Annotated in this window: 17 protein-coding genes, 1 tRNA gene and 1 pseudogene; 4 read left to right on the top strand and 15 right to left on the bottom strand. The window is 62.9% G+C overall.

From position 1 onward, the window contains the following. Positions 1 to 178: 178 nt before the first annotated feature. Positions 179 to 571 (bottom strand): DNA-directed RNA polymerase subunit omega, encoded by a 393-nt coding sequence (gene rpoZ, locus BRA471DRAFT_RS21840; RefSeq protein WP_007603391.1) that lies wholly within the window; start codon positions 569 to 571, stop codon positions 179 to 181. 329 nt (positions 572 to 900) lie between these two features. Here rpoZ and BRA471DRAFT_RS21845 point away from each other — a divergent pair, with 329 nt between their 5' ends. Together BRA471DRAFT_RS21845 and BRA471DRAFT_RS21850 are read left to right on the top strand one after the other, a co-directional pair. Next, the gene (locus BRA471DRAFT_RS21845; protein ID WP_007603390.1) at positions 901 to 1,548 is read left to right on the top strand and encodes an NYN domain-containing protein; all 648 of its coding nucleotides are present in this window, start codon (positions 901 to 903) and stop codon (positions 1,546 to 1,548) included. Further along, positions 1,529 to 2,203 (top strand): uracil-DNA glycosylase, encoded by a 675-nt coding sequence (locus tag BRA471DRAFT_RS21850; RefSeq protein WP_007611191.1) that lies wholly within the window; start codon positions 1,529 to 1,531, stop codon positions 2,201 to 2,203. The genes BRA471DRAFT_RS21845 and BRA471DRAFT_RS21850 overlap by 20 nt, the downstream gene beginning before the upstream one ends. On the opposite strand, the gene BRA471DRAFT_RS21855 is transcribed toward BRA471DRAFT_RS21850, so the two are convergent. From BRA471DRAFT_RS21855 to dapA, 4 genes are read right to left on the bottom strand one after another with little or no spacing between them, the layout of a single operon-like run. After that, positions 2,200 to 2,793, bottom strand: coding sequence for a peroxiredoxin (locus BRA471DRAFT_RS21855; RefSeq protein WP_007611193.1), 594 nt, complete (start codon positions 2,791 to 2,793; stop codon positions 2,200 to 2,202). The genes BRA471DRAFT_RS21850 and BRA471DRAFT_RS21855 overlap by 4 nt on opposite strands. 4 nt (positions 2,794 to 2,797) lie before the next feature. Next, positions 2,798 to 3,271 (bottom strand): SsrA-binding protein SmpB, encoded by a 474-nt coding sequence (gene smpB, locus BRA471DRAFT_RS21860; RefSeq protein ID WP_007611194.1) that lies wholly within the window; start codon positions 3,269 to 3,271, stop codon positions 2,798 to 2,800. Between the two features lie 59 nt (positions 3,272 to 3,330). Continuing rightward, entirely contained in the window at positions 3,331 to 3,747 is a 417-nt protein-coding gene (gene mscL, locus BRA471DRAFT_RS21865) for a large conductance mechanosensitive channel protein MscL (protein WP_035975062.1), read from the bottom strand. A 52-nt stretch (positions 3,748 to 3,799) separates the two neighbouring features. Further along, on the bottom strand, positions 3,800 to 4,690 hold the full coding sequence (gene dapA, locus BRA471DRAFT_RS21870; protein ID WP_007603384.1) for a 4-hydroxy-tetrahydrodipicolinate synthase: 891 nt from the start codon (positions 4,688 to 4,690) through the stop codon (positions 3,800 to 3,802). A gap of 294 nt (positions 4,691 to 4,984) precedes the next feature. Here dapA and BRA471DRAFT_RS21875 point away from each other — a divergent pair, with 294 nt between their 5' ends. Continuing rightward, on the top strand, positions 4,985 to 7,414 hold the full coding sequence (locus tag BRA471DRAFT_RS21875) for a lytic transglycosylase domain-containing protein (RefSeq protein ID WP_007611196.1): 2,430 nt from the start codon (positions 4,985 to 4,987) through the stop codon (positions 7,412 to 7,414). Between the two features lie 163 nt (positions 7,415 to 7,577). On the opposite strand, the gene BRA471DRAFT_RS37030 is transcribed toward BRA471DRAFT_RS21875, so the two are convergent. The 5 genes and pseudogenes from BRA471DRAFT_RS37030 to BRA471DRAFT_RS40410 form a co-directional block, all read right to left on the bottom strand. Then, complete coding sequence (locus tag BRA471DRAFT_RS37030; RefSeq protein ID WP_007611197.1) at positions 7,578 to 7,868, bottom strand: DUF3551 domain-containing protein; 291 nt, start codon at positions 7,866 to 7,868, stop codon at positions 7,578 to 7,580. Between the two features lie 120 nt (positions 7,869 to 7,988). Continuing rightward, the gene (locus BRA471DRAFT_RS21880; RefSeq protein WP_007611199.1) at positions 7,989 to 9,503 is read right to left on the bottom strand and encodes a porin; all 1,515 of its coding nucleotides are present in this window, start codon (positions 9,501 to 9,503) and stop codon (positions 7,989 to 7,991) included. Positions 9,504 to 9,982: 479 nt separating this feature from the next. Continuing rightward, positions 9,983 to 10,288: a hypothetical protein gene (locus BRA471DRAFT_RS21885; protein ID WP_157234087.1), complete on the bottom strand. Its 306-nt coding sequence runs from the start codon at positions 10,286 to 10,288 to the stop codon at positions 9,983 to 9,985. Positions 10,289 to 10,414: 126 nt separating this feature from the next. After that, positions 10,415 to 10,717: pseudogene (locus tag BRA471DRAFT_RS40405) on the bottom strand (hypothetical protein); the annotation flags it as partial. 111 nt (positions 10,718 to 10,828) lie between these two features. Next, a complete protein-coding gene (locus tag BRA471DRAFT_RS40410) occupies positions 10,829 to 10,975 on the bottom strand; it encodes a hypothetical protein (RefSeq protein WP_371258329.1) in 147 nt (48 codons plus the stop codon). A gap of 532 nt (positions 10,976 to 11,507) precedes the next feature. Between BRA471DRAFT_RS40410 and BRA471DRAFT_RS21890 the strand changes: the two genes are divergently transcribed. Then, positions 11,508 to 11,600, top strand: a tRNA-Ser gene (locus BRA471DRAFT_RS21890). A 153-nt stretch (positions 11,601 to 11,753) separates the two neighbouring features. Here BRA471DRAFT_RS21890 and BRA471DRAFT_RS21895 read toward each other — a convergent pair. From BRA471DRAFT_RS21895 to BRA471DRAFT_RS21915, 5 genes are all read right to left on the bottom strand, one after another. Then, a complete protein-coding gene (locus BRA471DRAFT_RS21895) occupies positions 11,754 to 12,020 on the bottom strand; it encodes a hypothetical protein (protein ID WP_007611206.1) in 267 nt (88 codons plus the stop codon). A 1,646-nt stretch (positions 12,021 to 13,666) separates the two neighbouring features. Then, positions 13,667 to 15,145 carry an Asp-tRNA(Asn)/Glu-tRNA(Gln) amidotransferase subunit GatB gene (gene gatB, locus BRA471DRAFT_RS21900; protein ID WP_007611207.1) on the bottom strand — a complete coding sequence of 493 codons (1,479 nt, stop codon included), beginning with the start codon at positions 15,143 to 15,145 and terminating at the stop codon, positions 13,667 to 13,669. Then, a complete protein-coding gene (locus BRA471DRAFT_RS21905) occupies positions 15,142 to 15,444 on the bottom strand; it encodes a hypothetical protein (protein ID WP_007611208.1) in 303 nt (100 codons plus the stop codon). The genes gatB and BRA471DRAFT_RS21905 overlap by 4 nt, the downstream gene beginning before the upstream one ends. Further along, positions 15,435 to 16,910, bottom strand: a complete 1,476-nt coding sequence (gene gatA, locus BRA471DRAFT_RS21910; protein WP_007611209.1) for an Asp-tRNA(Asn)/Glu-tRNA(Gln) amidotransferase subunit GatA — start codon at positions 16,908 to 16,910, stop codon at positions 15,435 to 15,437. The genes BRA471DRAFT_RS21905 and gatA overlap by 10 nt, the downstream gene beginning before the upstream one ends. Then, positions 16,907 to 17,119, bottom strand: a complete 213-nt coding sequence (locus BRA471DRAFT_RS21915) for a hypothetical protein (RefSeq protein WP_007611210.1) — start codon at positions 17,117 to 17,119, stop codon at positions 16,907 to 16,909. Before BRA471DRAFT_RS21915 ends, gatA begins: the two co-directional genes overlap by 4 nt. Positions 17,120 to 17,132: the final 13 nt, after the last annotated feature.

Raw genomic sequence — 17,132 nt, forward strand, 5'->3', positions numbered from 1 at the left:
GCCCGTTGTATACATCTTAGCTCCGATCGCGCGCGTGTCCGATCAATTCAGTGACAGGGACAGGCGCGAACCGACGACGCTATGGTAACCACGAAAACGCCAACAAAAGCAAAGGCCCGAACGACGGTTCGGGCCTTTGATCAGATCACAAAGAAGTCGATGAGAGCGACGGGACGATTTACTCGTCTTCCTCGGGCTGCTCCTCGGGCGGCGCGAGGCCTTCGAGACCCTTCAGGAGCTCTTCTTCCGTCATGCGCTCAACCGCGACTTCCGTATCGTCTGCATCCACGCTTGCACCGGCGGAACCGATCAGCGGCACAGTGTCCGGCTCGGGCTCGTCGACCTCGACGAACTTCTGCAGCGAGTGCACCAGCTCCTCGCGGAGGTCTTCCGGCGAAATGGTGGTCTCTGCAATTTCGCGCAAAGACACAACAGGGTTCTTGTCGTTATCGCGGTCAACCGTTAGTTGTGAACCAGACGAAATCATGCGGGCCCGGTGGGCGGCCAGCAGGACCAGGTCAAACCGGTTGTCGACCTTGTCGATACAATCTTCTACGGTGACGCGAGCCATCGACTGTCGCTCCGTTGTGGGTGGGACGAAATATGTGGATGAATGCCGCTAGTTATAGGGGCCGGGAGGGTTTCGCAAGGCCAATTTGTGATTTGGCCTCGCCAAACGGCTCTGCTACCCCCACATTGGGGCTGGGATGGGTGGTTTCGCGGTCTGCCGGCGACGGCGGCGCCGGGTCTGTGCAAGTTGGCCATAACTATACCTTGATTGCCCCGACTTCTCCGGATTTGCGGTTTCGACGGGTTTCGGCGGGACTTTAGAAGTGCGCGGCTTGCTGTCGCCGCGCCAACAATAAACGATCAATCACGAACTCTACGCGAGCAAACTGAATGTCACCTTCCTCTACCGACAAGATCGCGCTCTTCATCGATGGAGCCAATCTCTACGCGACGGCGAAAACTCTGGGCTTCGACATCGATTACAAGCGCCTGCTGAAGGAGTTTCAGAGCCGCGGGACGCTGCTTAGGGCGTTCTACTACACCGCGATCATCGAGGATCAGGAGTACTCCTCGATCCGGCCGCTGATCGACTGGCTCGACTACAACGGCTACACCGTCGTCACCAAGGCGACCAAGGAGTTCATCGACGCCTCCGGCCGCCGCAAGGTCAAGGGCAACATGGACATCGAGCTCGCCGTGAACGCCATGGAGCTCGCCGAGCACATCGACCAGATGGTCCTGTTCTCGGGTGACGGCGACTTCCGCTCCCTGGTCGAGGCCGTTCAGCGCCGCGGCGTGCGGGTCACCGTGATTTCCACGATCGCCAGCCAGCCGCCGATGATCGCGGACGAGCTGCGCCGCCAGGCCGACGTCTTCACCGACCTCGTCGAGCTGCAGTCCAAGCTCGGCCGCGACCCGTCCGAACGCCCCGCCCCGCGTGACCGCGGCGATCGCGAGGCGCGCCACCACGCTCCGCAGTTCCTCCAGCGCGCAACCACGATGGCGCCGGCGAGGGGCGATGACGACTTCGAGGAGTGAGGCGGCCCGGTCAAGCCGCCAGCCTCTCAGCCTCGTCCCCGACCGTGACTGTCCGCTCTGTCCGCGCCTGGTCGCCTTTCGCGAGGCGAACCGCGCGCGCGAGCCATTGTGGCACAATGCACCGGTTGCGCCTTTCGGCGACATCAAGGCGCGCCTGCTGATCGTCGGCCTTGCGCCGGGGATGCAGGGCGCCAACCGCACCGGCCGTCCCTTCACCGGAGATTATGCCGGCGACCTGCTCTACGCCACGCTGCTCGAATACGGCTTCGCCAAGGGCCAATATCAGGCGCGTCCCGACGACGGCCTGAAGCTGGTCGACTGCCGGATCGCCAATGCGGTGCATTGCGTGCCGCCGCAGAACAAGCCGTTGCCGGTCGAGATCAACACCTGCCGGCAGTTCCTCGCGGCGAATCTCGCAACGATGCCGAACCTGCGCGCGATCGTCGCCCTCGGGCGCATTGCGCACGACACCGTGCTCAAGCCGCTGAACCTGAAGGGATCGCAAGCCCCCTTCGGCCACGGCGCCGTGCATCAGGCCGGCGCATTCAGCCTGTACGACAGCTATCACTGCTCCCGCTACAACACGAACACCCGCGTGCTGACGCCGGACATGTTCCGCTCCGTGTTCGCGAAGGTGAAGGCCGACCTCGACTAATCCTTCGACAAGCCCTTGGCCGGATTGGCCTTCAGCCAGTCCAGGACATCGCCGGCGTTCCGGTCGGGCGGAAACACCGGATAGAACGCATGCGTGATCCTGGCGTCGTCGATGATCAGCGCGAGGCGCTTGATCAACGTCAGGCCGGCGACCTCCATCGTCGGCAAATTCAGGGCGCGCGTCAGCGCCAGCTTCTCGTCCGAGAGCACCGGGAACGGCAGATGCAGCCGCGAGGCCATCTCGGTCTGGTATGCGTTGCTTTGGGTCGAGAGGCCGTACACCTGCGCGGCGCCGGCGGCCTTCAGCTCGGCGAACAGATCGCGAAATGCACAAGTCTGCGGCGTGCAGCCGCGCGCGCCCGGGATCATGTCCCAATCGTCGACCAGCGCGATCTTGCCGGGCTCGCCGGTGCGCGGATAGGCGAACACCACGGTCCGGCCACGCAGCGCCGACAGCGCGACTGAGGTGTCGTCAGTGGCAAGCAGGCTGACCGGCGGCAGCGTCATGCCTTTCAGGTGCGCGGCGCCGCCATCATCCGCGGGGGCGGGAATCCGGGTCCAATCGACCTCGAGCAGGTTTCTCTGAGTCATCCCGCTATCCCCTCGCCCGCATCAGGCGGCCCTTCTCCCGGCTCCAGTCGCGCTTCTTCTCGGACTCGCGCTTGTCGTGCAGCTTCTTGCCCTTTGCAACCGCGAGCTCCAATTTGGCGCGACCACGCTCGTTGAAGTAAAGCTTGAGCGGGATCAGCGTCATGCCTTCGCGGTCGACCGCGCCCATCAGCTTGTTGATCTGCTTGCGATGCAGCAGCAGTTTTCGCGGCCGCTTGGGCTCGTGGTTGAAGCGGTTGCCCTGGAGATATTCCGGAATGGTGGCGTTGATCAGCCAGATCTCGCCGTCCTTGGAATCGGCGTAGGATTCCGCGATCGTGCTCTTGCCGTTGCGGATCGACTTGACCTCAGTGCCGGTCAGCGCAATGCCGACCTCGATCGTATCCTCGATGGCATAGTTGAAGCGGGCCTTGCGATTTTCCGCCATGACCTTGATCGGACGTTCGTTCTTGTCGGCCATGGGAGACAAACCTGATCGAGATGCGCGAGGACGCTAACAGTTTGGATGAAGCCCGCGCGTCAAGACTTCTTGAGGAGATCGCGGATCTCGGTCAGCAGCTCGACCTCGGCCGACGGCTTCGGCGGAGCGGCAGGCTCCGCCTCGTCCTTGCGCTTCAACTTGTTCATGGCACGGATCACCAGGAACAGCACGAAGGCAATGATGATGAAGTTGATCGTCAGCGTGAGGAAGTTGCCCCAAGCCAAGACGGCGCCCTGCTTTTTCGCGTCCGCGAGATTTGCGGCGGTGACCTTGCTCGAAAGCGGCGTGAAGTAGTTCGAGAAGTCGAGACCGCCGGTGGCCGCGCCGATGATCGGCATGATCACGTCGCCGACCAGCGATGTGACGATCGCGCCGAAGGCCGCGCCGATGATGACGCCGACCGCGAGGTCGACGACGTTGCCCTTCATGGCGAACTCGCGGAACTCCGTGAGCATCCGCGTGCCTCTTTCCTCGATCGCCATAAAAGCTCCCCGATCGGCTAGCGCGTCAGTTGATGAGGCCGGCATGAACCATCGCGCTGCGCACGGCAACGCGGGTCGGCTCGGTGACCGGCACCATCGGCAGCCGCAACGTCTCGTCCAGCTTGCCGAGCAGCGACAGCGCGTACTTGATCGGCGCCGGATTGCTCTCGATGAAGAGGTTGTTGTGCAGCGGCATCAGCTTGTCGTGCAGCTTCAGTGCGGTGGCATGATCGCCCTTCGCCCAGGCGGCCTGGAACTCCGAGCACAGCCGCGGCGCGACGTTCGAGGTCACCGAGATGCAGCCATGGCCGCCATGCGCCATGTAACCGAGGATGGTCGCATCCTCGCCCGAGAGCTGGTTGAAATCCTCGCCCATCGCCGCGCGCTGCTGCGAGACGCGGACCATGCTGGCGGTGGCGTCCTTGACGCCGGCGATGTTCTTCAGCTCCCACAGCCGCGCCATGGTGTCGACCGACATGTCGATCACCGAGCGCGGCGGGATGTTGTAGATGATGATCGGAATCCCGATCGCGTCGTTGATCGCCTTGAAGTGCTGGTACATGCCTTCCTGGGTCGGCTTGTTGTAGTAGGGCGTCACGACCAGAACCGCGTTCGCGCCCGCCTTCTCGGCGTGCTGGGCGAGCTCGATCGCCTCCTTGGTCGAGTTGGAGCCGGCGCCGGCGACGACAGGCACGCGGCCTTTCGCTTCCTCGATGCACCATTCGACGACCTTCTTGTGCTCGTCATGGCTCAGCGTCGGGCTCTCCCCGGTGGTGCCGACCGGGACCAGGCCGTTGGTGCCCTCTGAAATCTGCCAGTTGACCAGGGAGCGAAACGCCGCCTCGTCCAGCGAGCCGTTCTTGAACGGCGTGACCAAGGCGGTGAACGATCCCCGGAATTTTGTCTTGGCTGCCATGGACTTCCTCCGTACGCGGCGATCTCGAGCAAGCCGCATTCATATCGGGTCTATCCCGCCGGTAAAAGACCCGCTTCGGTGTGACGCACGGCTTTAGGCCGCGATTTTGCCGCGGTGGTGGTGCAAACCGGGCAAAGGTAAGCGGCTGTTGGTATTTTGTCCGCATATTCAATCAAATACAGCCAGATCTTGTACAGCTGGGTCTTGAGCCAATTGACTGATTCGGGGCGACGAAACGCCGTGATCTCCTTTCCGCGCGCCGCATGGCGATCCACCGGTCTGATCGTGTGCCTGATGGCAGGGCTGTCGGCCGGCTGCGCCGCCTGGGCCAAATCGAATGAGACAACCGCGGAGACCGCGAAGGAAACCGCGAAGCCAGCCGCCAAACCCGCCGCCAAGCCAGCCGCCAAGGATGCTGCGAAGGGCGCGCCCAAGGGAACCGGCAAGGAAACTTCGAAAGACGCCGCCAAGGGGGCAAGTAAGGGCGCAAGCAAGGGCGCGACCAGTGCCCCCGCCAAGGATGCCGCGAAGAAGTCTGCCAAGGACGCCGGCAAGGATGCTGGCAAGAACGCAGCCAAGAACGCAGGCAAGGAACCTGCGAAGGACAAGCTGAAGCCTACGGCTGCCGCGCCGAAATCTCAGCCGACTTCTGGTGGCTCGGCCCCGAAGACGGCACCCGCGCCGGCGGCGACGGCCACCGTCAGACCGACCGCCCCGGCCGCTGCCAAGCCCGTCGCTGCTCCGGTCCTGGCTCCGGCGACCCGCCAGCATGCCGCCCCGCGCAAGCCGGTCACACCGGCTGCGGTCGCTGCGACCTCCTCGACGTCGCAAGCCGACAAGGACACGCTGGAGACCGTGATCGAGCTCGTGCGCAAGCGCAAGGCGGGCGAGGCCACCAATGCCGCGGGCACGATCTCGGATCCCGTCGCGCGAAAACTCGCGGAATGGATCATCCTGCGCAGCGAGGACAATGGCGCGACTGTGGAGCGCTACCGCGCCTTCCTGTCGGCCAATCCGAGCTGGCCCTCGCAGACCTTCCTGCGCCGGCGCCTGGAGGCCGCGATGTGGGACGACAGGCGCGACGATTCCGTCGCGTGGTCGTGGTTCGAGAACGAATCCCCCGTGTCCGCCAAGGGCCGCTTCACGCTCGCCAAGGCGATGCTGGCGCGCGGCGACCGCGCCAACGCCGAACGTCTGGTGCGCGATGCCTGGCGCAGTGACCCGATGTCGGAAGAGACCGAGAACAACGCACTCGACCAGTTCGGCGCGCTGCTGACGCCCGGCGATCAGAAAGCGCGGATGGACACGCTGCTCTACGGCAGCGAGAACGAAGCCGCATTGCGTGCCGCGAAGCGCCTCGGGGCCGGCTATGTCGCACTCGCCAAGGCTCGCATCGCCTCCCTCAAGAAAGCGCCGAACGCACGTGCGCTGCTCGACGCCGTGCCGCGCGAGCTGCACGGCGATCCCGGCTTCATGTTCAGCAAGATCCAGCTGCTGCGCCGCGAGGAGAAATTTGCGGAGGCCGCCCAGCTCATGCTGTCGGCACCGAAGGATCCGGGCCGGCTCTACAATCTCGACGAATGGTGGATCGAGCGGCGTCTCCTGGCGCGCAAGATGATAGACACCGAGGAATTCCGCAGCGCCTATCTGATCGCGCGCGATGCGGCCCTGCCCTCGCGCGACATCTACAAGACCGAGCAGGAGTTCACTGCGGGCTGGATCGCGCTGCGCTTCCTCAACGATCCCGCGGCCGCCACCCAGCATTTTGCCCGCATCGGGATCGGCAGCGTCAATCCGACCACGCTGGCGCGCGCCGGCTATTGGCAGGGCCGCGCCGCCGAAGCTGCAGGCCGTCAGCAGGAGGCGCGCAACGCCTACGCGCGCGCCGCCGAGCAATCCACCAGCTATTACGGCCAGCTCGCACGCGCCAAGCTCGGCCTGCCGCAGATCGAGCTCAACGCTCCGCCGCGCAGCCGCGGTGCCGAACGGCTGGAGATCGTGCGCGCCGCGCAGCTGCTCTACGAACTCGACGAGCGCGAGATGGCGATACCGTTGCTCGCCGACATGGGCGAGAACGGCGATCCCGAAGCGCTTGCTGGCCTTGGCGAGCTCGCCCAGCGCCACAACGACGCGCGCGGCATGCTGCTGCTCGGCAAGGCCGCGCTCAATCGCGGCCTGCCGTTCGATTTCTATGCCTATCCCGTCAACGGCATTCCGCAGTTCACGCCGATCGGCCCCGAGGTCGAGCGCAGCATCATCTACGCCATCGCGCGGCAGGAGAGCGCCTTCAATCCCCGTGTGGTCTCGCCGGCACAGGCCTACGGCCTGATGCAGGTGACGCCGGACGCCGCGCGCTATGTCTGCAAGCGGCACGGCGGGACCTACGATCTGGCGCGTCTGAAGAACGATTCGGCCTACAACGCCACGCTCGGCTCGGCCGAGCTCGGTGGGCTGCTCGAGGACTACCGCGGGTCCTACATCATGACCTTCGCCGCCTATAATGCCGGCCGAGGCAGTGTGAAGAAGTGGATCGATCGCTACGGCGATCCGCGCGACCCCAAAGTCGATGCGGTCGACTGGGTCGAGCTGATCCCGTTCTCCGAGACGCGCAACTATGTGCAGCGGATCATGGAGAACCTTCAGGTCTACCGCGCTCGCTTCGGCGGCGGCACGCGGTTGCAGATCGAGGCCGATTTGCGCCGCGGCGCCGGCAGCGTGGAATAGCCTCCGTCGATGAAGCCGATCCCGGGGCCGTGATGCGGCAGGCTTGGCAAAATTCCGTTACTGTGCAGACCACATGGCGATGGGAACAAGCGCTATCCGCTCGTCGAGAGGGCGCAGCTCGCAGGCAAGCCGACGCCCCGCTTCCTTGAGCGCAGGTCGTTTCTCACCACATCCTGTCGGGGACGTACCGGCGGTGAGGCGGGCGAACTGAAGTTGGCTGTGACCAATATGGGTTCGTGAGGCACATCGCCGGCAATCCCCGTGCAGAAGCCTGGCAATCCTCCCATGACCGGTAACCGCAGTACGTCTTGCTGCTGCCGCCCCACTCCCATTGCTGGAGGCACACTGGATAGCTGGAGTCCAAGGGCGCGGCAGCTGCCGGCGCGATCACAGCAAGCATTGATGTCCCGGCGAGCACGCTCAGCATCCGTCCCCATGTCGACGAAATGGTCATGACCAGAAGCTCCCTTACCGTGCTCTCGACGATTTACCATTTAGGTACTCGGTGCACGGCCCGCAAATAAAAACCCCGGCAGTTTCCTGCCGGGGTCTCTAACCAATCCGAAGATTGATCTTAGAAGGTGCGGTTAGCGCGAAGGAGCAGAGTGAGAGAGTTCTGATCCTTCAGCTCGTACACCGCCACGGGCTTCGCAGCAGTAGCAACCGCCGTGTTCGCGCCACTGACCGTACCGGAGTACTTCTGATCAAGACGCGAGTAGCTCAGGTCGGCCGTGAACGCCAGGTTCCTGACCGGGGTCCAGACGGTGTTGACACCAACAACACCGAAGCTGAAGTCCGGGTTACAAGTCGCACCAGCGGAGGGGCCGAGGGCAGCAAAGTTCGCGCAGATAATGCCCTTGGCAGTGGTGCTGTAGCTCAACGCAGCATAACCGCCGTAGATTGCGCTCGCCCAGTTGGGGTTCCAGTTATGGGTGAAGCCACCACGAACGCCCCAGCTCTTGGTCGTCTCGATGCCACCGCCGGCAGTGCTGAACACGCCGTCAGAGATACCAGCGAAACCGACGCTCTGGTACGCGATGCCCGAACCGCTGTACATGAAGAACGCCTGCGGGAACAGGATCTGGAAGTTCTCTCTGGACATGCCATCGGTGTAGACGGCCTGCAAGTTGAGCGAGTCGCCAGCGCCGGTGGGGATGTTCTTGATCGACAAGGCGCCCTGCACAGCCCAGCCCCACTTGTCCGACGGGTGACCGGTGGGTTCCGTCGTGCCGTAGTAGCCAGGATGCAGGTCATGCGCGGCGGCCGACAGCTGGAACAGACCCCAGGCTTGGTCGACACGGACCGCACCGACGATGTCCGGGGAACGCGTTCCACCCCAACCGTTGTTGCCGTAGATGCCCTGAACAAACGTCGCCGCGTTGGCAGCGTTGACGTTCCACAGGTTGCCCTGGCCGTTGGACTGGGTGGTCGGGTCTTCCAAGGCGATCGAAGCGGTGATGCCCTGTCCGAAGTCAGCCGTATAAGCGACCTGGTTGATACCGGTCACGTGGTTGGAGCCGCCCGGAATGGAATCGGGACCGCCAGCCGGATAGCTCTGCCACGGGGCATCGAAGATCGAGACCGTGCGGCCGAAGGTGAAGCCAGCGAACTGGATGAACGCATGGTAGAGGCCGAGCGACGGAGCGGCACCAGCGAACGTCGCCGGGTTGCTGCCGTTGATGGTGCCGGTATCATAGGTGAAGATCGTGTCGGCGTAGGTACGAACAACGCCGTATTCGGTCGCCGTGCGGGTATCGATATTGAAGTCCAGACGAGCGCGGCTGTAGAAGTAGTTCGTCAGACGGTTGTTCGAACCGCCGTTGCCAGCAGTCGCAGGGGCCACAGCGCCCTGGCTCTGATTGAAGCCGTAGTCACCGGCGCCGCCCAAAACCATGTCAGCACGCAAGTAACCACCCAGCTTGATGCAGGTGTCGGTGCCGGGGATGTAGTAGAAACCCGCACCGTACAGGGAGCAGATCTTCACGTATTCGACCGCTTTGGCCTTTACGGGGAGATCGGCTGCCTGCGCTCCGCCAACGGCGATGAGACCCGCCGCGGAACCGAGCAAAAGGCTCTTAACCAACTTCATGTTAAACCTCCAAGTTTGCCATAGGGAAGGTTCCGGATCCGCTGGGTGAAGACACCCTAAGGTTGGTTCCCTTGTCCCTTAAATTCACCGCTTAGTCGCTTCGCGCCTTCGGACACACCCGCTGAACGCGAGGGACTTAAGCGAACCACCTAAGACGGGACGACCTCGGGATGCCCCCCTCCGTCGCTCAGTCACAATTACCGAACGCCCTTGCACACACAACAACAGAACGCTTCAGAACGAGCCGATGGAGCGTGTTTTCCGACGGGTGTTGCACAAATAACACGCAGATGTGATCGGAGCGGCCTTGTAACACCTTGAATCCATTATCTTTTTTAGACAGGTTCCATTTGCGTCAAAAGTTCCGACACCGGCCCCTCACATCCCTGGAGACGCTCTGCTGTGGGTCTGAGGCGTCCGAATCGTGGATTCAACTTGGGACTCGGCGGGCGCTCCCCTTCGGGAACTGGCCGGCCTGACTAATCAGCGGCCGCGACGGTCGCCTTCATCCGCGCGCTTGAACGTCGATATGTTCCGGCGGCAAGCCGGCCTGATGTCGTTGATACATAGCCTCGTGAAGACGCAACGCGCCTTGCAAACACCAGGGGATCTGGATCGACGCCCCGGCCATCGGCTTCCTTCCGCAGATTCGATTTTGCGATCTCGCCCACGTCGGACAGCCACAAGACCCACTGGTCCACGCTCTTCGAGATATTCATCCAGGAGCCAAAGACAGCCGGATTGCATTTTTCCCGGCATTGTCGAAGCAGCAAAACACTATCCATTCCTGCCGCAAATCGTGATGGACCCGATTGGACGCAGCATCGTCGATTGTCCCGACGTGTTATCCCGCGGCATAAAGCTGCCGGGCAAACCAACGACCTTCTCGTCGAAGAATTGCTGTTTTGATCTGGCAGCACGATTGGACCGGCAATGATGTAGTCGAAGAGCTCCCTGCTCCCCCACGTTCCCGCGAACCCAAGATAGTTGACGGCGATCGGAGCCGGACTGGACGCAAACAAGGACAGCCCGGCTGTTGTGCGTACGGCCGGCAAAATCGACAAGAATATCGACCCATCGTCGATCGCTTTCAGGACTTCGCCGTCGGGCTCGTGCTCGCAATCGACGCAGCGATGAAATGAGTTTTCGAGGCGCTCGCGCAGATCGCTGTTGTCGTCGGGAGCCGATTGAAAACGTGGACGTCTCGGAAACAGTCGGGATCGTGACTCTCGGAGCTCTCGGCAGTGAGGTACCCGACCGGATGCTTGCGAAAATCAACTGGTCGATCTCTTCGTCCAGATTGTCCCAATTGCACAGGTTCATCTTCACAAGAAGACGCAACCCTCGATGCCCTCGAGGTCAGGCCTGATCGACACCGCCTTGTCGAAGCCGATGAAAGCTTCGTCATAGCGCCCGAGCTCGGTAAAGACATTGCCCCGGCCACTCCAGGCCCCCTCGATGTCGTGCTTGATCGAGAGCGCCTTGTCGAAGGCGGCAAGCGCCTCGTCCTAGCGATTGAGATCGGTGAAAACTTCACCTCGGCCAACCCATTGCAAGATGAGACCGTTGCAGGTAGCCGGGCGGTCGAGGGACGAGCGAAGCGTGCCAGCCCGGCAGCCTTCCTCGCTTGATCTCCCGGGCGCCGTTCCGACCGAAAGCGCGCCAGGACAGACTCTTCCTGATTGCGGCGACGCCTGGCGCGACGGGGCGGCTCCTCGGTCGGCGAGCGAGTTATCCCGACGAAGGCAGCCGTCCCCCGCGCGAGGCATCCGATCAAATCAGAGCAAAATCAATCGTTTATGTAGATGAAGGGAGCCTTTGTCCACGCCAGAACCACGCTTAATACAAGCGCCAGAACCTCCGGCTTTGTGTCCGTTATCGCGGCGTTACGTTCTCGCCCCGGGAGCAAACCGCTTGGTCTCGGAATTCGCTGGGAATATTCGAGTAAAAACACACGCTTCCAAATTGACCAGGCCAAGTAATTAGATGCATAAGGCTCGCACCGGAGAGGTGGCCGAGTGGCTGAAGGCAACGCTTTGCTAAAGCGTCATACGGTCTCAAGCTGTATCGAGGGTTCGAATCCCTCCCTCTCCGCCACTCCGCGGCAGAATCCGAGATCTGTGCGTTCCTTCACCTGACACGCGACGGTGGCCTCATGCCGCTCCGAATCCGGTGGCTGACCACGAGGGAACCTGATTCAGCACAAATCAGCTTCACCTGCGAAACGACGGCCGGGACGTGATTCTCCGCTCAATGGGCGGAGACCCACGCCCTCGCCTCGCGCTGCGCCGCCGAGATATCGGCGTCCGACATCTGCCCAGCGACTTCCTGGCGCAGCGTCACGGCGTCCTTGCGGCCCTTGAGCGCGGCGAGGTTGAACCATTTGTGCGCGGCGACGAGATCGACGAGACCGGATCGTCCGCTCGCCCAGTAGAGGCCGCGCTCGAACAGCACGTCCGACAGCGCGCCTGCGTCGATCGGCGTCGCGGTCTCCAGATCGAAAGTACCCTGAAACATAACGCATCCCCTTTTTTCTTTATGCCGCCTCGTCCCCCGAGCGCGGCTCCCGTCCAATCAACTGTTCAACTCATCCCCGAGGCTTTTTGCCCGTGCCGTTTGCCGGCTTGTTGGAGGTAATGATGGCGGGCAAATTTGAATGGCAGTTTAAGTATCGCGATGAAGCAGACGTAAACGCGCCCGCGCCACGCGCGCACGACAAATGCAAGAAGTCCCGGTTTTGCAGGCACTTCTGCAATTCGTCAGATTCGGTTTACCTTGGGATTTTGGGAGAACGATAACCATCGCGCACGGTGAGGCGCGTCCTGTTGTGTCCCCGCCCGACGTCGTCACCGTATTCCAGAGACAGCAATTGTTTCACTACAAGCGGCGCGCGAACGGCGTGCAAGTGCGCCGCAGCCTCCCTGCTCAAGCAGGGCGCGCTTATGAAGAAACATGTGGCTGGAAGCTCGACTGCGGCCATCCTTCGAGACGCCCGCCTGCCTCCGGCGGGCCCTCAGGATGAGGATGCGGCAGCTCAACGCAGATGGATGCAGCTGAGCCTCCTCCCGAGGAGGCCGCGAAGCGGTCGTCTCGAAGGACGAGGCGCTCGCCCAGGCGTCGCTGAGACGTCATATGCGAGAGCCTGACTGCTCAAGAGCAGAACGGCCACGCCGCGGTCAGATCAGCAATGTCGGGATATGGGAATGCCGGCAATACCCCGGCCTCAAGAGAACGAGGGCGTCGGCGAACACGTCAGGACCAGATTCCACGTTGGCCCGAAGACCGCCAGTGAAATTGCGGAGCCCTTACGGAGAACCGCACCGAACGAAGAAAACTTGTTTCTTCTGCCGGACCGGGCTTAGCGAGCGAACCCGCGAAGAGAACGATCCGACCGTTGACCTGATGTCTCGCCGACACCCTCTATCGTCGACCAGAACCTTTTGAGAGGCGCTGATGACGTGCCGGCTCTCTAGGAGCCGGCAACTTCAAAAAGCGAAGTTACTTCTTCTTGGCGACCTTGCGGGTCTTCTTCGCAGTCTTCTTCACTGCGCTCTTCGCCTTCTTCGCCTTCTTTGCCTTCTTAGCTTTCTTGGCCATGTTGCCCTCCGATGTGTGAGATGGCTTAATCGCTGCATGCAGTCGGGGATCGAGTGCACACTCATCCCGAATACACCAACACAACGAAAAAAACAGCGTCTCGCTTAAAGAAGTGTTGACGGCGAAACGCGCCTGCGCTGGCGAACGCGATGCAAACGGACTGCATGAGGTGTGCGCGCGATCGCAGAGAGTGCCCGCGGCATCGACCGTTGCAAAAGATGCGATTGTAGAAAAACACTATGCAGCAAGTATTTTCTTGCACGCGTGCATCGCGCGCGATCGTTGCAACGATGCATCCTGCCGATCGCGCGAGCGCCTCGCGAAGGCGCTTCGCGGACTCTGAGTCGCGACTTTTGGCAACGAAAATATTTTCATGATTAACGGCGCGAGCGCTCGTCAGAGCGTGTGCAAGTCGCCGTTTTGCGCGAATCGCGTGACGGCGATTCGGTCGGCGTATCGCGTTCGATGCGGCTGAAGTTCGTCGCGGAGGATGCGCGCGAGCGTCGCATCGCGAACCGAAAGCGAGGTGACGACGCCTGTCCGTCACCTCGTTCAAACGCGCGAGGTCAGATGCCGAGCTTGGACTTGAGCAGCTCGTTGACGCTCTGCGGGTTGGCCTTGCCGCCGGATGCCTTCATCACCTGGCCGACGAACCAGCCGAGTGATTGCGGCTTGTCCTTGACCTGCGCCGCCTTGTCGGGATTGGCCGCGATGATGTCGTCGACAACCTTTTCGATCGCCGAAAGATCCGTGACCTGCTTCATGCCGCGGCTTTCGACCAGCGCGCGGGGATCGCCGCCCTCCTGCCAGACGATCTCGAACAGATCCTTGGCGATCTTGCCGGAGATCGTCCCCTCGCCGATCAGGTCGATGATCCCCGAGAGCTGTGCGGCATCGACCGGAGAGTCCGTAATATCCCGGCCTTCCTTGTTGAGACGACCGAACAGCTCGTTGATCACCCAGTTCGCGGCGACCTTGCCGTCGCGCGCGCGGTTGGCGAGTTTCTCCAGCACGGTCTCGTAGAACACCGCGCTCTCGCGCTCGGCGACCAGCACGCTGGCGTCGTAGGCCGACAGGCCGAGATCCGCGACGAAGCGCGTCTTCTTCTGGTCCGGCAGCTCGGGCAGCTCAGCCTTCAGCTCGTCGACGAAGCTTTGCGAGAACTCCAGCGGCAGCAGGTCGGGATCGGGGAAGTAGCGATAGTCGTGCGCCTCTTCCTTGGACCGCATCGACCGCGTCTCGCCCTTGTTGGGGTCGTAGAGTCGGGTCTCTTGGTCGATCGCACCGCCCTCCTCGAGGATTTCGATCTGGCGCCTGGCCTCGTACTCGATCGCCTGGCCGATGAAGGTGATCGAGTTCATGTTCTTGATCTCGCAGCGGGTGCCCAGCGGCGCGCCGGGCTTGCGCACGGAGACGTTGACGTCGGCGCGCAAGGATCCCTTCTCCATGTCGCCGTCGCAGGTGCCGAGATAGCGCAGGATCGAGCGCAGCTTGGTCACATAGGCCTTGGCCTGCTCGGCATCGCGGATGTCGGGCTTCGACACGATCTCCATCAGCGCCACGCCGCAGCGGTTGAGATCGACATAGGACATGGTCGGCGACTGATCGTGCAGCAATTTGCCGGCGTCCTGTTCCAGGTGCAGCCGCTCGATGCCGATCGTGGCGGTCTTGCCGCCATCCAGCTCGACCACGACCTCGCCTTCGCCGACGATCGGCGACTTGTACTGGCTGATCTGGTAGCCCTGCGGCGAGTCCGGATAGAAATAGTTCTTGCGGTCGAACACCGAGCGCAGATTGATTTGCGCGTTCAGCCCGAGGCCGGTCCGGACAGCCTGCCTGACGCATTCCTCGTTGATGACGGGCAGCATGCCAGGCATCGCCGCGTCGACCAGCGACACATGCGAGTTCGGCTCGCCGCCGAACGCGGTGGAGGCTCCGGAGAACAGCTTCGCGCTCGACGTCACCTGAGCGTGGACCTCCAGGCCGATGACCATCTCCCAGTCACCGGTTGAGCCCTTGAGAAGCTTGTGCGTGGCCGTGCTCATGTCTTGCTCCCGAGCAGCGTGGCAGCGATCCGCTCCCACTCTGCCTGTAATGAATCATTTGCCGTGGGCTGGCCGGCCTGACGGTACCAGTAGCCGGCATTGCCGAGATCACCTTCGACGCGGTGCAGATAGGCGTGCACCCAGGCGGCGTCGCGACCATTGTCGTCCTGAACGATTCTGTGCGCCTGGTCCCAGTCGCCCTTCGCAGCCCACCAGAGACCGGCGAGCGGCGCGTTCAGGTCCGGCGCCGGCGTAGCGCCGCCGAGGCTCGCGATGAAAGCCGCGACATTCACCACCATTTCGCCGGCGTGAAGCGGCCGGCGGCCTGCTCGATCACCTCGCCGAGCGAGAACAGCGTCTCCTCGTCAAAGGGACGGCCGATCAGCTGCAGGCCGAGCGGCAGGCCCTGCGCGTCCTTGCCGGCGGGCACGGCGATGCCCGGCAGGCCCGCCATGTTCACGGTGACCGTGAAAATGTCGTTGAGGTACATCTCGACGGGGTCCGCGCCGCCTTTCTCGCCGATGCCGAACGCCGCCGACGGCGTCGCCGGCGTCAGGATCGCGTCGACGCCCTTGGCGAAGCAATCCTCAAAGTCCTTCTTGATCAGCGTGCGCACCTTCTGGGCGCGCAAATAATAGGCGTCGTAATAGCCGGCCGAGAGCACGTAGGTGCCGATCATGACGCGGCGCTTCACCTCGGCGCCAAAACCTTCTGCGCGGGTGTTCTCGTAGAGTTCGTTGATGTTCCGGCCCTGCTCGCGCAGGCCGAAGCGCACGCCGTCGTAGCGCGCGAGGTTTGAGGACGCCTCCGCCGGGGCCACGATGTAGTAGGCCGGCAACGCGTATTTGGTGTGCGGCAGAGACACTTCGACGAGCTCGGCGCCGGCCGCCTTCAGCCAGGCCGCACCCGCTTCCCAAAGCTTTTCGATCTCGGCGGGCATGCCGTCGAGACGGTATTCCCTGGGAATGCCGATCTTCATGCCCTTCACGGACTTGCCGATCGCAGCCTCGTAGTCCGGCACGGCCATGTCGACGGAGGTCGTGTCCTTCGGATCGTGACCGGCCATCGAGCGCAGCAGCATCGCGGCATCGCGCGTGCTGCGCGCGATCGGACCGGCCTGGTCGAGCGAGGAGGCAAAGGCCACGATGCCCCAGCGCGAGCAGCGGCCATAGGTCGGCTTGATGCCGACGGTCGCGGTGAACGCCGCCGGCTGGCGGATCGAGCCGCCGGTGTCGGTCGCGGTCGCGCCCATGCACAGCAGCGCCGCCACGGCCGAGGCCGAGCCGCCGGATGAGCCGCCCGGCACCAGCGTCGTGTTACTTCCGTCGCGCCGCCAGGGATTGCCGACCGGGCCGAAGCACGAGGTCTCGTTCGACGAGCCCATCGCGAACTCATCATTGTTGAGCTTGCCCAGCATCACCGCGCCGTCGCGCCACAGCTGCGAGGTAATCGTGGACTCGTAGGTCGGCACGAAATTGCCGAGGATTTTCGAGCACGCGGTGGTGCGCACGCCCTTGGTCGCGAACAGGTCCTTGATGCCGAGCGGAATGCCGGCAAGCGGCCCCGCATCGCCCTTCCCGATCCTGGCGTCCGCTTCGCGCGCCATGGTCCGCGCCTGGTCCGGCGTCTCCATGACGAAAGCATTGAGCACGCGCGCGGCTTCGATCGCGTTCAGATGCGCGTCGGTCAGCTCGAGGGACGTGAAAGTCTTGGCCGCGAGGCCCTTGCGGGCCTCGGCCAGCGTCAGCGATGTCAAATCGGTCATTTATTGATCGGGCTGCAAAAGAAGGGAGACAGGGACTTGTCGTTGGCCGGGTCGTCTTTTTTGGCGGCCGCTTTCGCAGCCGCCTCGATCTCGTCGAGCACGGCATTGACGGCGACGTTCGGATCGGCAGCCTTGCCCTGCCGCTCCATCTTGTCGAGATAGTTCATGTAGGCCTGATAGGCCTTCTCGTCGTCGCAAAGCATGCACATCGGACTTGGTCCT

Source organism: Bradyrhizobium sp. WSM471, from assembly GCF_000244915.1.
GTDB lineage: Bacteria > Pseudomonadota > Alphaproteobacteria > Rhizobiales > Xanthobacteraceae > Bradyrhizobium.

Coding starts and splice junctions, on each gene's coding strand:
- rpoZ (WP_007603391.1), bottom strand. CDS start 571: ATGGCTCGCGTCACCGTAGAAGATTGTATCGACAAGGTCGACAACCGG.
- BRA471DRAFT_RS21845 (WP_007603390.1), top strand. CDS start 901: ATGTCACCTTCCTCTACCGACAAGATCGCGCTCTTCATCGATGGAGCC.
- BRA471DRAFT_RS21850 (WP_007611191.1), top strand. CDS start 1,529: ATGACGACTTCGAGGAGTGAGGCGGCCCGGTCAAGCCGCCAGCCTCTC.
- BRA471DRAFT_RS21855 (WP_007611193.1), bottom strand. CDS start 2,793: ATGACTCAGAGAAACCTGCTCGAGGTCGATTGGACCCGGATTCCCGCC.
- smpB (WP_007611194.1), bottom strand. CDS start 3,271: ATGGCCGACAAGAACGAACGTCCGATCAAGGTCATGGCGGAAAATCGC.
- mscL (WP_035975062.1), bottom strand. CDS start 3,747: ATGCTCACGGAGTTCCGCGAGTTCGCCATGAAGGGCAACGTCGTCGAC.
- dapA (WP_007603384.1), bottom strand. CDS start 4,690: ATGGCAGCCAAGACAAAATTCCGGGGATCGTTCACCGCCTTGGTCACG.
- BRA471DRAFT_RS21875 (WP_007611196.1), top strand. CDS start 4,985: ATGGCAGGGCTGTCGGCCGGCTGCGCCGCCTGGGCCAAATCGAATGAG.
- BRA471DRAFT_RS37030 (WP_007611197.1), bottom strand. CDS start 7,868: ATGACCATTTCGTCGACATGGGGACGGATGCTGAGCGTGCTCGCCGGG.
- BRA471DRAFT_RS21880 (WP_007611199.1), bottom strand. CDS start 9,503: ATGAAGTTGGTTAAGAGCCTTTTGCTCGGTTCCGCGGCGGGTCTCATC.
- BRA471DRAFT_RS21885 (WP_157234087.1), bottom strand. CDS start 10,288: ATGGATAGTGTTTTGCTGCTTCGACAATGCCGGGAAAAATGCAATCCG.
- BRA471DRAFT_RS21895 (WP_007611206.1), bottom strand. CDS start 12,020: ATGTTTCAGGGTACTTTCGATCTGGAGACCGCGACGCCGATCGACGCA.
- gatB (WP_007611207.1), bottom strand. CDS start 15,145: ATGAGCACGGCCACGCACAAGCTTCTCAAGGGCTCAACCGGTGACTGG.
- BRA471DRAFT_RS21905 (WP_007611208.1), bottom strand. CDS start 15,444: ATGGTGGTGAATGTCGCGGCTTTCATCGCGAGCCTCGGCGGCGCTACG.
- gatA (WP_007611209.1), bottom strand. CDS start 16,910: ATGACCGATTTGACATCGCTGACGCTGGCCGAGGCCCGCAAGGGCCTC.
- BRA471DRAFT_RS21915 (WP_007611210.1), bottom strand. CDS start 17,119: ATGTGCATGCTTTGCGACGACGAGAAGGCCTATCAGGCCTACATGAAC.